The following is a 14,183-nucleotide window of genomic DNA, read 5'->3' as shown; positions in this document are numbered from 1 at the left end:
AGGCACTGGATTCTGATTCCAGCATTCCGAGGTTCGAATCCTCGTACCCCAGCCAATTTCAAAAGACGTTTGCGTAAGTGAACGCACCCTGTTGGGGTATCGCCAAGCGGTAAGGCACTGGATTCTGATTCCAGCATTCCGAGGTTCGAATCCTCGTACCCCAGCCACATAAAACAAAAAAGCTCGCTTCGGCGGGCTTTTTTGTTTTTGTGCTTTGAGCAAATTATTATGCCGGGCTGCCCCGGCATCAACGTTACAGGCCTAGCGCATACTTCAGCGCCTGCGTTTTCAGCATCCCGGCGCGCTGGGCGGCCATCAGCCCCATGTTGCGCAGCACGCGCAGCGGACCGAGGTTATTGCTAAATCCGGCATAGAAGAGATCCATGCCGCTCTGCATAATATAGTTGTCCATCATCCGCCGCGTCTGGTAGCGCTTAAGCACGCGCTGGCTGGCCCACTCCTCGCCCTGGCTGCGCGCAGTCGTCAACACCTCCAGCAGCGCATCTACGTCGCGATAGCCAAGGTTCACCCCCTGCCCCGCCAGCGGGTGGATCGTGTGGGCGGCGTCACCCACCAGCGCCAGCCCCGGCTTCACATACTGTAAAGCGTGGCGGCGGGTCAGCGGGAAGGCTCCGGCAGCAACCGGCGTTACCTTGCCCAGCCGCGCCGGGAAGAACTTCTCAATCTCTCTTTGCAGCTGCGGCATGGTCAGGGTGCGCAGCTGGCGAATGCGCGCCGGGGTGTCGTACCACACCAGTGACGCCCAGCGATCGAACAGCGGCAGGAAGGCGTGCGGTCCGTGCGGAGTAAACTGCTGCCAGGTGCTGTCACCCGGATCCTTTTCACACTCAACGGTGATTAGCATACAGGACTGCTGATACTGCCAGGCGTGAACGCCAATCCCCGCCCACTGTCGCACCTGCGAGTTTGCGCCGTCTGCACCAATCACCAGCTTTGCCAGCAGCGTCTCGTCATTGTCAAACACCAGCTCATGCTGATGGCCGCGGCAGTGCATCGCCTTAAGCATCGCCGGGGCGCGCAGCGTCACCTGCGGATGGGCCTCAAGCGCGTCCCACAGCGCACGTTGCAGCACGTTATTCTCAACCATATAACCGAGGTGCGGCAGCTTAAGATCGCTGGCGTCAAAGACCACGTGGGCGTTCTCCCACTCCCAAGTCTCCAGCCTGCGCCAGGGATGGCAGCGCATCGCCAACACGCTGTCCCAGACGCCCAGCCCGCGCAGCAGTGCCACAGATGCGGTGCTTATCGCAGAAATGCGTACGTCTGGCGCTATACTGGCGTCAAACGCAGGGGGTGCGGCCTGCTCGATTACCGTTACCGCAAAACCATGCTGCGCCAGGCCAAGCGCCAGCGCGCCGCCGACCATACCGCCGCCAACTACGGCTACTTCAGTTGGTTGATTTACCATGGTCAATTGTCCTTATTTATAATTCCTTTAAGTTTACAGGATTTTCGATTTTATGGGGTCGGGAGATGAACTATGGTCAGCGCCCGACCAAAGCATTACAATACGCGGCCTGAAATCCTCGCGTTTAATAGAGCAAGTCGATGACCAAAAAACTCCATATTAAAACCTGGGGCTGTCAGATGAACGAGTACGATTCATCGAAGATGGCCGATCTGCTGGATGCTACTCACGGCTATCAGTTGACCGACGTGGCGGAAGAGGCGGATTTACTGCTGCTTAACACCTGCTCTATCCGCGAGAAGGCTCAGGAGAAGGTATTCCATCTGCTTGGACGCTGGAAGCTCCTGAAAGAGAAGAACCCCGATCTGATTATTGGCGTCGGCGGCTGCGTCGCCTCCCAGGAGGGCGATCTTATTCGCCAGCGCGCCCGCTGCGTCGACATCGTTTTTGGGCCGCAGACCCTGCACCGCCTGCCGGAGATGATCAACTCCGTGCGTGGCAACCGCAGTCCGATTGTCGATATCAGCTTCCCGGAGATCGAAAAGTTTGACCGCCTGCCGGAGCCGCGTGCCGACGGGCCGACCGCCTTCGTCTCTATCATGGAAGGCTGCAATAAATACTGTACCTACTGCGTGGTGCCCTACACCCGTGGTGAAGAGGTCAGCCGTCCGTGCGACGACATCCTGTTTGAGATCGCCCAGCTGGCGGCGCAGGGCGTGCGTGAGGTTAACCTGCTCGGCCAGAACGTTAACGCCTGGCGAGGTGAGAACTACGACGGCACCACCGGCTCGTTTGCCGAGCTGCTGCGCCTGGTGGCCGCCATTGACGGTATCGACCGCATCCGCTTTACCACCAGCCACCCGATTGAGTTCACCGACGATATCATTGAGGTTTACCGCGATACGCCGGAGCTGGTGAGCTTCCTGCACCTGCCGGTACAGAGCGGCGCGGATCGCGTCCTGAACCTGATGGGCCGGACCCATACCGCGCTGGAGTATAAAGCGATTATCCGTAAGCTGCGCGCGGCGCGTCCGGATATCCAGATCAGCTCCGACTTTATCGTCGGCTTCCCGGGTGAAACCACCCAGGACTTCGAGCAGACCATGAAGCTGATCGCCGAGGTCAACTTCGATGTGAGCTATAGCTTTATCTTCTCTGCCCGTCCAGGCACCCCGGCCGCTGATATGGTTGATGACGTGCCGGAAGAGGATAAGAAGCAGCGTCTCTACATTCTTCAGGAGCGCATCAACCAGCAGGCGATGGCCTGGAGCCGCAGAATGATCGGCACCACCCAGCGTATTCTGGTGGAGGGCACCTCCCGTAAGAGCATTATGGAGCTGTCCGGCCGTACCGAGAACAACCGTGTGGTGAACTTCGAGGGCACCCCGGAGATGATCGGCAAGTTCGTGGACGTCGAGATCACCGATGTCTATACTAATTCATTGCGCGGTAAAGTCGTGCGCACCGAAGCGGAGATGGGCCTGCGCGTAACCGAAACGCCGGAATCGGTCATTGCCCGCACCCGTAAAGAGAACGAACTGGGCGTCGGTCTCTACCAGCCCTGATCCCCCCGGCCTGCCCCTCCGGCAGGCCTTGTTTTTTCCGCCCATCGTCCCCATATCTCTATTCCATCCGGCCAGTCAGGTAAAAGAGGAATCGATTGAATACTGAAACCCGTGAAATCACCCTTGAACCAGCTGACAATGCCCGTCTGCTGAGTTTATGCGGCCCGTTTGACGACAATATCAAACAGCTTGAACGTCGACTGGGCATCGAAATTAACCGCCGCGATAGCCACTTTAAACTCACCGGACGTACGATTAGCGTGAACGCCGCCGCAGATATTCTGCGCAGCCTCTATGTTGATACCGCCCCGATGCGCGGCCAAACCCAGGATATTGAACCCGAACAGATCCATCTGGCAATCAAAGAAGCCCGCGTGCTGGAGCAGAGCGCCGAGAGCGTGCCGGAGTATGGCAAAGCGGTCACTATCAAAACCAAGCGCGGAGTCATCAAACCGCGTACGCCAAACCAGGCGCAGTATATTGCCAATATTCTCGATCATGACATCACCTTCGGCATTGGGCCGGCCGGGACAGGGAAAACCTACCTCGCCGTCGCCGCCGCGGTTGATGCCCTTGAGCGCCAGGAGATCCGCCGTATTCTGCTGACCCGTCCGGCGGTGGAAGCTGGTGAGAAGCTCGGCTTCCTTCCAGGCGATCTGAGCCAGAAGGTTGACCCCTATCTGCGTCCGCTCTACGACGCCCTGTTTGAGATGCTGGGCTTTGAGAAGGTCGAGAAGCTGATGGAGCGTAACGTGATTGAAGTTGCGCCGCTGGCCTACATGCGTGGCCGTACGCTCAACGACGCCTTTATCATTCTCGATGAGAGCCAGAACACCACCATCGAACAGATGAAGATGTTCCTGACGCGTATCGGCTTTAACTCGAAAGCGGTGATCACCGGGGATATCACCCAGGTTGACCTGCCGCGCAGCACCAAGTCCGGCCTGCGCCACGCCATTGAAGTGCTGGCAGAGGTCGATGAAATTAGCTTTAACTTCTTCCACAGCGAGGACGTGGTACGCCACCCGGTGGTTGCCCGCATCGTGACCGCCTATGAGGCGTGGGAAGAGACAGAGCAGAAACGTAAAGCCGAGCTGGCCGCCGAGCGCAAGCGCGAAGCCCAGCAGCAGGAGCATGAGCAAAAATGAGTTCGGTAATCCTCGATTTACAGCTGGCGTGTGATGACGCGAGCGGCCTGCCAGAAGAAGCACAGTTTCAGGGCTGGCTGAACGCGGTTATCCCGCAGTTTCAGGAGGAGTCCGAAGTGACCATCCGCCTCGTGGACGAGGCGGAGAGCCACGAACTTAACCTGACCTACCGCGGCAAGGACAAGCCTACCAACGTGCTCTCGTTCCCGTTTGAGGCCCCGCCGGGCATCGAGCTGCCGCTGCTCGGCGACCTGATCATCTGCCGTCAGGTGGTAGAGCAGGAGGCCCGCGAGCAGGAGAAGCCGCTGGAGGCGCACTGGGCGCACATGGTGGTGCATGGCAGTCTGCACCTACTGGGCTACGATCATATTGAAGATGACGAGGCCGAAGAGATGGAGAGCCTGGAAACAGAGATAATGCTTGCTCTGGGCTATGAGGATCCGTACATTGCCGAGAAGGAGTAGCCTGGCTACTTCTGAGCCGTCTGGCGCTGAGTTCACGCGCCGGACAACACATTTATTAACATGAGAACCCATACGACGCCATGAGCGACGACAATTCACATAGTAGCGACCCCCTTAACAGCAGCAAAAAGGGATTTTTCTCCCTCTTACTGAGCCAGCTCTTTCACGGCGAACCCAAAAACCGTGACGAACTTCTGGCGCTGATCCGTGACTCCGGGCAGAACGAGCTTATCGACGAAGATACGCGCGACATGCTGGAAGGGGTAATGGATATTGCCGACCAGCGCGTTCGCGACATCATGATCCCCCGCTCGCAGATGATCACCCTGAAACGTAACCAGACGCTGGATGAGTGCCTCGACGTCATTATCGAGTCTGCCCACTCCCGCTTCCCGGTGATTAGCGAAGATAAGGATCACATCGAAGGGATTTTGATGGCCAAGGATCTGCTGCCCTTTATGCGCAGCGATGCCGAAGCCTTCAGCATGGAAAAAGTGCTCCGTCCGGCGGTTGTCGTCCCGGAGAGCAAACGGGTCGACCGGATGCTGAAAGAGTTCCGCTCACAGCGCTACCATATGGCGATCGTTATTGATGAGTTTGGCGGCGTCTCGGGACTCGTGACCATCGAAGATATTCTTGAGCTTATCGTCGGCGAAATTGAAGATGAGTACGACGAAGAGGAAGATATCGATTTCCGCCAGCTGAGCCGTCACACCTGGACGGTACGCGCTCTGGCCTCTATTGAAGACTTCAATGAGTCCTTTGGGACCCACTTCAGCGATGAAGAGGTGGATACCATCGGCGGGCTGGTGATGCAGGCCTTTGGCCATCTGCCAGCGCGGGGCGAATCTATCGATATCGATGGTTACCAGTTCAAGGTTGCCATGGCCGACAGCCGTCGTATTATTCAGGTTCACGTAAAAATGCCAGAAGACGCAGCGCAGCCTAAACTGGACGAGTAATTCACCTGGACGAGTAACGTAAATGGTATTTGCCTCACTGCTTGAGCGTCAGCGCGTACGTCTGCTGCTGGCGCTGTTATTCGGAGCCAGCGGAACGCTGGCTTTTTCTCCTTATGACTTCTGGCCCGCCGCGCTTATCTCCCTTATCGGCCTGCAGGGGCTGACGCTTAACCGTCGCCCGCTCCAGGCGGCGGCGATTGGCTATGCATGGGGATTCGGCCTCTTTGGCACCGGAATTAACTGGGTCTACGTCAGTATCGCCCAGTTTGGCGGCATGCCAGGGCCGGTCAACGTCTTTCTCGTGGTGCTGCTGGCGGCCTATCTGTCGCTCTATACCGGCCTGTTCGCCGGGATCCTCTCCCGTCTCTGGCCGCGTACTAACGTTATCCGCATGGCCATCGCTGCGCCGGTGGTCTGGCAGCTCACCGAGTTCCTGCGCGGCTGGGTGCTGACCGGCTTCCCGTGGCTGCAGTTTGGCTACAGCCAGATTGACGGCCCGCTGAAGGGGCTGGCCCCGGTGATGGGCGTCGAGGCGATTAACTTCCTGTTGATGGTGGTCAGCGGCCTGCTGGTGCTGGCGGCGACTCACCGCAGCTGGCGCACCCTGGCGGTAGCGGTGGTGCTCTTTGCCCTCCCCTTCCCGCTGCGCTACATCCAGTGGTTTACCCCGGTTACGGAGCGCACTACCCAGGTCTCTCTGGTGCAGGGCAATATACCGCAGTCCCTGAAGTGGGATGAGGGGCAGCTGGAGAATACGCTGAATATCTATCTCGACGCTACCGAGCGGGAGATGGGCAAGTCGCAGCTGATTATCTGGCCGGAGTCAGCCATTCCGGATCTGGAGATCAACCAGCAGCGCTTCTTAAGCACGATGGACGATCTGCTGCGGGCGAAGGACACGACGCTGATCACCGGCATCGTTGACGCGCGTCTGAACAAGCAGAACCGCTACGACACCTACAACACCATCATTACGCTGGGCAAAGGGAGCGCGTATAACTACAACTCCACGAATCGCTACAACAAAAACCATCTGGTGCCGTTTGGCGAGTTCGTGCCGCTGGAGTCTATTCTGCGCCCGCTGGCCCCGTTCTTCGATCTGCCGATGTCCTCGTTCAGTCGTGGTCCCTACGTACAGCCCCAGCTCTCGGCCCACGGCTTTGAGCTGACCCCGGCCATCTGCTATGAGATCATCCTCGGCGAGCAGGTGCGGGATAACTTCCGCCCGAACACCGACTTCCTGCTGACTATCTCCAACGATGCATGGTTCGGTAAGTCCATCGGCCCGTGGCAGCACTTCCAGATGGCGCGGATGCGCTCTCTGGAGCTGGCGCGTCCGCTGCTGCGCAGCACCAATAACGGCATTACCGCCGTGATCGGTCCGCAGGGTGAGATTCAGGCGATGCTGCCGCAGTTTACCCGCCAGGTGCTGACTACCAACGTAACGCCGACCACCGGCCTGACGCCGTACGCCCGTACCGGCAGCTGGCCGCTGTGGATCCTTACCGCGCTGTTCGGCTTTGGCGCGGTGATGATGAGCCTGCGTCAGCGTCGCGTTAAATAATCCTTTCTCATTGCCCGGCGGCACTTCGCTTGCCGGGCCTACTCCTTCATAACCCCTTCTGCATATCCCAACCTGGCACAGCAATTGCTTAATAATATCAGGCAGCTGCGGATTTTTGCCGATGCGCCATAACGGTGCACCAGCAGTGAACACCTGAAGCACTAAAAAAGTGCAATCGGCGTTTTCTGCCTCGAAATGGTGCGGTGCGCTTCGCAAAACTAAACAATAAAGCAGCAAAATGTTTACACCAAGCCACACTAAATGTTAACAAACACGCATAACACTGCATGCTTGTGCTGCAGGATATAACAACACAAACACACACACTGGGTATCAATGCGTCCCTGGCGCTGATGATGAAGGAGTTGGATATGCAATTACGTAAACTGACCGCGGCGATGCTGTTAGTGGGAATGAGCGCCGGTCTGGCACATGCCGAAGATGCAGCCGCGCCAGCAGCTGGCAGCACGCTCGATAAAATTGCCAAAAACGGCGTGATCGTGGTCGGCCACCGTGAGTCTTCCGTCCCGTTCTCTTACTATGACAACCAGCAGAAAGTTGTCGGCTACTCACAGGACTACTCCAACGCGATCGTTGAAGCCGTTAAAAAACAGCTGAACAAACCCGATCTGCAGGTCAAGCTGATCCCGATCACCTCCCAGAACCGTATTCCGCTGCTGCAGAACGGCACCTTTGATTTCGAGTGCGGCTCTACTACCAACAACCTCGAGCGCCAGAAGCAGGCTGCCTTCTCTAACACCATTTTCGTGGTCGGCACCCGCCTGCTGGCGAAAAAAGGCGGCGACATTAAGGACTTCCCGGACCTGAAAGGTAAAGCGGTAGTGGTCACCTCCGGTACTACCTCTGAGGTGCTGCTGCACAAGCTGAACGACGAGCAGAAGATGGATATGCGCATCATCAGCGCGAAAGATCACGGCGACTCCTTCCGTACCCTGGAGAGCGGTCGTGCGGTGGCCTTTATGATGGATGACGCCCTGCTGGCGGGTGAACGTGCGAAGGCGAAGAAGCCGGACAACTGGGAGATCGTTGGCAAGCCGCAGTCTGAAGAGGCCTACGGCTGTATGCTGCGTAAAGACGATCCGCAGTTCAAAAAGCTGATGGATGACACCATCGCCCAGGCGCAGACCTCCGGCGAAGCGGCGAAGTGGTTTGATAAGTGGTTCAAAAACCCAATTCCGCCGAAAAACCTGAACATGAACTTTGAGCTCTCTGACGAGATGCAGACCCTGTTCAAAACGCCGAACGATAAAGCACTTAACTAACTAGAAACACAGGGCGATTATCGCCCTCTCGATTGACGGGAAGCACGGACAGACTAGACGCTGGAGGGTCGTTCCCCCATCCGGCGCGACGCTTACGCATAAAAAGGTGCGTAAAGCTTCTCACCAATCTTCGAGGGTAGCGATGCTACCCTTTTTTTTCTGAGGTACATGTATGTCAATAGACTGGAACTGGGGTATTTTTCTGCAGCAGGCCCCGTTCGGCAACACCACCTATTTAGGCTGGCTGTGGAGCGGTTTTCAGGTCACGGTCGCGCTGTCGATTACCGCCTGGATCATCGCATTTCTTGTCGGCTCGCTGTTCGGTATTCTCCGCACCGTGCCCAACCGTTTCCTCTCCGGGATCGGTACCCTTTACGTTGAGCTATTCCGTAACGTTCCGCTGATCGTGCAGTTCTTTACCTGGTACTTAGTGGTGCCTGAACTGCTGCCGGAGGATCTCGGCATGTGGTTCAAGGCGGAACTCGACCCGAATATTCAGTTCTTCCTCTCATCGATGATCTGCCTCGGGCTGTTTACCGCGGCGCGCGTCTGTGAGCAGGTGCGGGCGGCCATTCAGTCGCTGCCGCGCGGGCAGAAGAACGCCGGTCTGGCGATGGGGCTGACGCTGCCGCAGACCTACCGCTATGTGCTGCTGCCAAACGCCTACCGCGTGATTGTGCCGCCGATGACCTCCGAGATGATGAACCTGGTGAAAAACTCCGCCATCGCCTCGACCATCGGGCTGGTGGATATGGCCGCGCAGGCGGGCAAGCTGCTGGACTACTCCGCCCACGCCTGGGAATCCTTTACCGCGATCACCCTCGCCTACGTGCTGATTAACGCCTTCATTATGCTGGTGATGAATCTGGTAGAACGTAAAGTTCGCCTGCCGGGCAATATGGGGAGCAAATAACGATGTATGAGTTTGACTGGAGTTCCATTCTCCCGGCGATGCCCTACCTGCTGGACGGGCTGGTCATCACGCTGAAAATTACTATTACTGCGGTGCTGGTCGGCATCGTCTGGGGCACCATCCTGGCGGTGCTGCGCCTGTCGAGCTTTAAGCCGCTCGCCTGGTTCGCCACCGCCTACGTCAACGTGTTCCGCTCTATCCCGCTGGTGATGGTGCTGCTGTGGTTCTACCTGATTGTGCCGGGGCTGCTGCAAAACGTGCTCGGCCTGTCACCTACCACCGATATCCGCCTGATCTCAGCAATGGTGGCCTTCTCGATGTTTGAAGCGGCCTACTACTCAGAGATTATCCGCGCCGGTATCCAGAGCATCTCGCGCGGGCAGTCGAGTGCGGCGCTAGCCCTCGGGATGACCCACTGGCAGTCGATGAAGCTTATCATCCTGCCGCAGGCCTTCCGTGCCATGGTGCCGCTGCTGCTCACCCAGGGGATCGTCCTGTTCCAGGATACCTCGCTGGTGTACGTACTCAGCCTGGCAGACTTCTTCCGTACCGCCTCCACCATCGGTGAGCGTGATGGTACTCAGGTGGAGATGATCCTCTTTGCCGGCGTGGTCTATTTTGCAATTAGTCTCAGTGCTTCACTGTTGGTCAGCTATCTGAAGAAAAGGACAGTTTAATGATTTCCCTGAAAAACGTTTCAAAATGGTATGGTCACTTTCAGGTGCTGACCGACTGCTCCACGGAAGTGAAAAAAGGTGAAGTGGTAGTGGTCTGCGGGCCGTCCGGCTCCGGTAAGTCTACGCTGATCAAAACCGTCAACGGCCTGGAGCCAGTGCAGCAGGGTGAAATTTTGGTAAACGGCACCAAGGTGACCGATAAGAAAACCAATCTTGCCGAGCTACGCTCCCACGTTGGGATGGTGTTTCAGCACTTTGAACTCTTCCCACATCTGTCGATTATCGAAAACCTGACCCTTGCCCAGGTGAAAGTACTGAAGCGCAACAAGGCGGCGGCGCGGGAGAAAGGTCTCAAGCTGCTGGAGCGCGTCGGGCTTTCCGCCCACGCCGATAAGTTCCCGGCCCAGCTCTCCGGTGGCCAGCAGCAGCGCGTGGCCATTGCCCGCGCCCTGTGCATGGATCCGGTGGCGATGCTGTTTGACGAACCGACTTCGGCGCTCGATCCCGAGATGATCAACGAGGTGCTGGACGTCATGGTTGAGCTGGCTCAGGAGGGGATGACCATGATGGTGGTCACGCACGAGATGGGCTTTGCGCGCAAGGTGGCGACACGCGTGATCTTTATGGATGAAGGCAAGATCGTCGAGGACTCGGCCAAAGAGGATTTCTTCGCCAACCCGAAATCCGAACGCGCGAAAGATTTCCTCGCCAAGATTCTGCACTAAGTCAGTATCGGGTATCGCCGCTATTTGTAGGCCGGGCAAACGCAGTGCCGCCCGGCATAACATCAGCCAATAAACGCCCGGTGGCGCTACGCTTACCGGGCCTACACCTGGCACCGTGCCCACCGGGCGTTACAACCTTCATTACGGCTCAAATGGTCGACGCTGAAACTGGTCATGGCCGCACTTCGGGCAGAGCGGCAGCGCATCCGGGGTGTAGACCGCCAGGTGATAGTGGCACTTCTCACAGACCAAGTTCCCCAGCCCTACGACTTCACCGCTGTGGTAGACTCCGTGATGGTTCAGATCCTGAAACACCTCGCGCCACTCCAGCTGGGTTTTATCGGTAATGTCCGCCAGCTCCTGCCACAGGCTCTCTTTTATCACCCGCATAAACACGCTGTCGGTGACCTCCCCCTGGCTCTCGTTATAGCTGCGGGCAAACTCTTCGAGATCGCGACGCAGGGCGCGCGTCAGCTCCTCGACCTCGGTTGGCGTTAACTCGCCCGTCTGGGTGACGCGCAGCCGCGCCTGCTCTACCAGCGCATCGATATCCCGATCGCCACTGCGCAAACGCTCGGTCAGCGTTGCAACCTGTTCACGATAATATTGAGCAACCTTGTTCATCCTTTCGCCTCCGGGCTGGGTAACGTCTTCTAATAATAGACCTTATTTTCCCACCGCTTTGCTACCCTGGGCACAGCCTGTGTAAATTCATGCAATAATGCCCGCCAGCCCTTTTCACCGCCGTCAGCGCGAAAGGCTGTTTTGAGACTGGCGTTTGGGCTATGCTATGCGGATCTTACACACCACATCTTAATGCTACGCTTGTAGCTGTATTGAAAACAGGACCACTGGCTGCCATGCAAGAGCAATACCGCCCGGAAGAGATAGAATCCAAAGTCCAGCTTCACTGGGAAGAGAAGCGCACATTTGAAGTCACTGAAGATGAGAGCAAAGAGAAGTATTACTGCCTCTCTATGCTTCCCTATCCTTCTGGCCGGCTACACATGGGCCACGTGCGTAACTACACCATCGGCGATGTGATCTCCCGCTATCAGCGCATGCTGGGTAAAAACGTGCTGCAGCCTATCGGCTGGGATGCGTTTGGCCTGCCGGCTGAAGGTGCGGCGGTGAAGAACAACACCGCGCCCGCCCCGTGGACCTACGACAATATCAACTACATGAAAAACCAGCTCAAGATGCTGGGCTTTGGCTATGACTGGAGCCGCGAGCTGGCAACCTGCACCCCGGAATACTACCGCTGGGAGCAGAAGTTCTTTACCGAGCTGTATAAGAAAGGCCTGGTCTATAAGAAGACATCGGCGGTGAACTGGTGCCCGAATGACCAGACCGTGCTGGCTAACGAGCAGGTGATCGACGGCTGCTGCTGGCGCTGCGACACCAAGGTTGAGCGTAAAGAGATCCCGCAGTGGTTTATCAAAATCACCGCCTACGCTGACGAACTGCTGAACGATCTGGATCATATGGATCAGTGGCCGGACACCGTTAAGACCATGCAGCGCAACTGGATCGGCCGCTCTGAAGGCGTGGAGATCACCTTCGACGTTGAGAACAGCGACGACAAGCTGACCGTCTACACCACCCGTCCTGACACCTTTATGGGCGTCACCTACCTGGCGGTTGCCGCGGGCCACCCGCTGAGCACCCAGGCGGCGGCCTATAACCCGGCGCTGGGCGACTTCATTGCCGAATGCCGCAACACCAAGGTTGCCGAAGCAGACATGGCGACCATGGAGAAGAAAGGCGTCGACACCGGCGTGCGTGCTATTCACCCGCTGACCGGCGAAGCTATCCCGGTCTGGGCAGCGAACTTCGTGCTGATGGAGTACGGCACCGGCGCAGTAATGGCCGTTCCGGGCCACGACCAGCGCGACTATGAGTTTGCCACGAAATATGGTTTAGAGATCAAGCCAGTTATCCTTGCAGCCGACGGCACCGAGCCGGATCTCAGCGCCCAGGCGCTGACCGAAAAAGGCGTGCTGTTTAACTCCGGTGAGTTTGACGGTCTGAACTTTGAGGCCGCGTTTAACGCCATTGCCGACAAGCTGGCCGCTAACGGCGTTGGCGAGCGTAAGGTCAACTACCGCCTGCGCGACTGGGGCGTCTCCCGCCAACGCTACTGGGGCGCACCCATCCCGATGGTGACCCTGGAAGACGGCACCGTGCTGCCAACTCCGGAAGACCAGCTGCCGGTGATCCTGCCGGAAGATGTGGTCATGGACGGCATTACCAGCCCGATCAAAGCCGATCCCGAGTGGGCGAAGACTACCGTCAACGGCCAGCCTGCGCTGCGTGAAACTGACACCTTCGACACTTTTATGGAGTCCTCCTGGTACTATGCGCGCTACACCTGCCCGCAGTACAACGAGGGGATGCTGGATCCGAACGCCGCCAACTACTGGCTGCCGGTTGATATCTACATCGGCGGGATCGAACACGCCATCATGCATCTGCTCTACTTCCGCTTCTTCCACAAGCTGATGCGCGACGCAGGCATGGTGAACTCTGACGAGCCAGCCAAGCAGCTGCTCTGCCAGGGCATGGTGCTGGCAGATGCCTTCTACTACGTGGGCGTAAACGGCGAGCGTAACTGGGTCTCCCCGAAAGAGGCCATCGTTGAGCGCGATGAGAAAGGCCGCATTGTGAAAGCACAGGACGCGGCGGGTCATGAGCTGGTCTATACCGGCATGAGCAAGATGTCCAAGTCGAAAAACAACGGCATCGATCCGCAGGAGATGGTCGAGCGCTACGGCGCGGATACCGTGCGTCTGTTTATGATGTTCGCCTCGCCGGCGGATATGACCCTCGAGTGGCAGGAGTCCGGCGTTGAAGGGGCAAACCGCTTCCTGAAGCGCGTCTGGAAACTGGTCTACGAGCACACCTCCCAGGGCGACGCTCCGGCGCTGGACGTTGCTGCGCTGAGCGAAGATCAGCAGGCGCTGCGCCGTGACGTGCATAAAACCATTGCCAAAGTAACCGATGATATCGGCCGCCGTCAGACCTTCAACACCGCCATTGCGGCGATCATGGAGCTGATGAACAAGCTGGCGAAAGCGCCGCTGGAAGGCGAGCAGGATCGCGCCCTGATGCAGGAAGCGCTGCTGGCGGTAGTGCGTATGCTCAACCCGTTCACCCCGCATGCCTGCTTCACCCTCTGGCAGGAGCTGAAAGGCGAAGGCGATATCGACAACGCGCCGTGGCCGGTAGCGGATGAGCAGGCGATGGTCGAGAACACTACCCTGGTTGTCGTACAGGTGAACGGTAAAGTACGCGGTAAAATCACCGTGCCGGTCGATGCCAGCGAAGAGCAGGTGCGCGAACGTGCGGCGCAGGAGCCGCTGGTAGCAAAATATCTTGATGGCGTTACCGTACGTAAAGTGATTTACGTTGCAGGTAAGCTGCTCAATCTGGTCGTTGGCTAAGCGCAGGAGG

12 protein-coding genes and 2 tRNA genes (1 of these 14 running past the window's edge) are annotated in these 14,183 nt (G+C 57.7%); 12 read left to right on the top strand and 2 right to left on the bottom strand.

Annotation, left to right across the window (positions count from 1 at the left end; translation table 11 throughout):
• A tRNA-Gln gene (locus RTM13_RS08010) sits at nt 1-55 on the top strand; it begins 120 nt to the left of the window's first position.
• A 37-nt stretch (nt 56-92) separates the two neighbouring features.
• Nucleotides 93-167, top strand: a tRNA-Gln gene (locus tag RTM13_RS08005).
• 86 nt (nt 168-253) lie between these two features.
• Here RTM13_RS08005 and ubiF read toward each other — a convergent pair.
• The gene (gene ubiF, locus RTM13_RS08000; protein ID WP_312211554.1) at nt 254-1,429 is read right to left on the bottom strand and encodes a 3-demethoxyubiquinol 3-hydroxylase; all 1,176 of its coding nucleotides are present in this window, start codon (nt 1,427-1,429) and stop codon (nt 254-256) included.
• Between the two features lie 140 nt (nt 1,430-1,569).
• Between ubiF and miaB the strand changes: the two genes are divergently transcribed.
• From miaB to RTM13_RS07955, 9 genes are all read left to right on the top strand, one after another.
• A complete protein-coding gene (miaB, locus tag RTM13_RS07995; RefSeq protein WP_312211553.1) occupies nt 1,570-2,994 on the top strand; it encodes a tRNA (N6-isopentenyl adenosine(37)-C2)-methylthiotransferase MiaB in 1,425 nt (474 codons plus the stop codon).
• 95 nt (nt 2,995-3,089) lie between these two features.
• The gene (locus RTM13_RS07990; RefSeq protein WP_312211552.1) at nt 3,090-4,142 is read left to right on the top strand and encodes a PhoH family protein; all 1,053 of its coding nucleotides are present in this window, start codon (nt 3,090-3,092) and stop codon (nt 4,140-4,142) included.
• A complete protein-coding gene (gene ybeY, locus RTM13_RS07985) occupies nt 4,139-4,606 on the top strand; it encodes an rRNA maturation RNase YbeY (RefSeq protein WP_312211551.1) in 468 nt (155 codons plus the stop codon). The genes RTM13_RS07990 and ybeY overlap by 4 nt, the downstream gene beginning before the upstream one ends.
• Nucleotides 4,607-4,686: 80 nt before the next feature.
• Entirely contained in the window at nt 4,687-5,568 is an 882-nt protein-coding gene (gene corC, locus RTM13_RS07980) for a CNNM family magnesium/cobalt transport protein CorC (protein WP_042392057.1), read from the top strand.
• A gap of 22 nt (nt 5,569-5,590) precedes the next feature.
• Nucleotides 5,591-7,132: an apolipoprotein N-acyltransferase gene (gene lnt, locus RTM13_RS07975; RefSeq protein WP_312211550.1), complete on the top strand. Its 1,542-nt coding sequence runs from the start codon at nt 5,591-5,593 to the stop codon at nt 7,130-7,132.
• Nucleotides 7,133-7,503: 371 nt separating this feature from the next.
• On the top strand, nt 7,504-8,415 hold the full coding sequence (locus tag RTM13_RS07970) for an amino acid ABC transporter substrate-binding protein (RefSeq protein ID WP_312211549.1): 912 nt from the start codon (nt 7,504-7,506) through the stop codon (nt 8,413-8,415).
• A 172-nt stretch (nt 8,416-8,587) separates the two neighbouring features.
• A complete protein-coding gene (gene gltJ / locus RTM13_RS07965; protein WP_103819863.1) occupies nt 8,588-9,328 on the top strand; it encodes a glutamate/aspartate ABC transporter permease GltJ in 741 nt (246 codons plus the stop codon).
• Between the two features lie 2 nt (nt 9,329-9,330).
• Nucleotides 9,331-10,005 carry a glutamate/aspartate ABC transporter permease GltK gene (gene gltK / locus RTM13_RS07960; protein ID WP_042392050.1) on the top strand — a complete coding sequence of 225 codons (675 nt, stop codon included), beginning with the start codon at nt 9,331-9,333 and terminating at the stop codon, nt 10,003-10,005.
• Nucleotides 10,005-10,730 carry an amino acid ABC transporter ATP-binding protein gene (locus tag RTM13_RS07955; protein WP_042392048.1) on the top strand — a complete coding sequence of 242 codons (726 nt, stop codon included), beginning with the start codon at nt 10,005-10,007 and terminating at the stop codon, nt 10,728-10,730. The genes gltK and RTM13_RS07955 overlap by 1 nt, the downstream gene beginning before the upstream one ends.
• 141 nt (nt 10,731-10,871) lie before the next feature.
• On the opposite strand, the gene RTM13_RS07950 is transcribed toward RTM13_RS07955, so the two are convergent.
• Nucleotides 10,872-11,354 carry a zinc ribbon-containing protein gene (locus tag RTM13_RS07950; RefSeq protein WP_103819865.1) on the bottom strand — a complete coding sequence of 161 codons (483 nt, stop codon included), beginning with the start codon at nt 11,352-11,354 and terminating at the stop codon, nt 10,872-10,874.
• Nucleotides 11,355-11,590: 236 nt separating this feature from the next.
• Here RTM13_RS07950 and leuS point away from each other — a divergent pair, with 236 nt between their 5' ends.
• Nucleotides 11,591-14,173 carry a leucine--tRNA ligase gene (leuS, locus tag RTM13_RS07945; protein WP_312211547.1) on the top strand — a complete coding sequence of 861 codons (2,583 nt, stop codon included), beginning with the start codon at nt 11,591-11,593 and terminating at the stop codon, nt 14,171-14,173.
• Nucleotides 14,174-14,183 lie beyond the last annotated feature (10 nt).

This window comes from Pseudescherichia sp., assembly GCF_031979925.1.
Taxonomy (GTDB): domain Bacteria; phylum Pseudomonadota; class Gammaproteobacteria; order Enterobacterales; family Enterobacteriaceae; genus Pseudescherichia.
The sequence above is the reverse complement of the archived record's forward strand: the minus strand, read 5'-3'. Positions and strand labels throughout refer to the sequence as shown.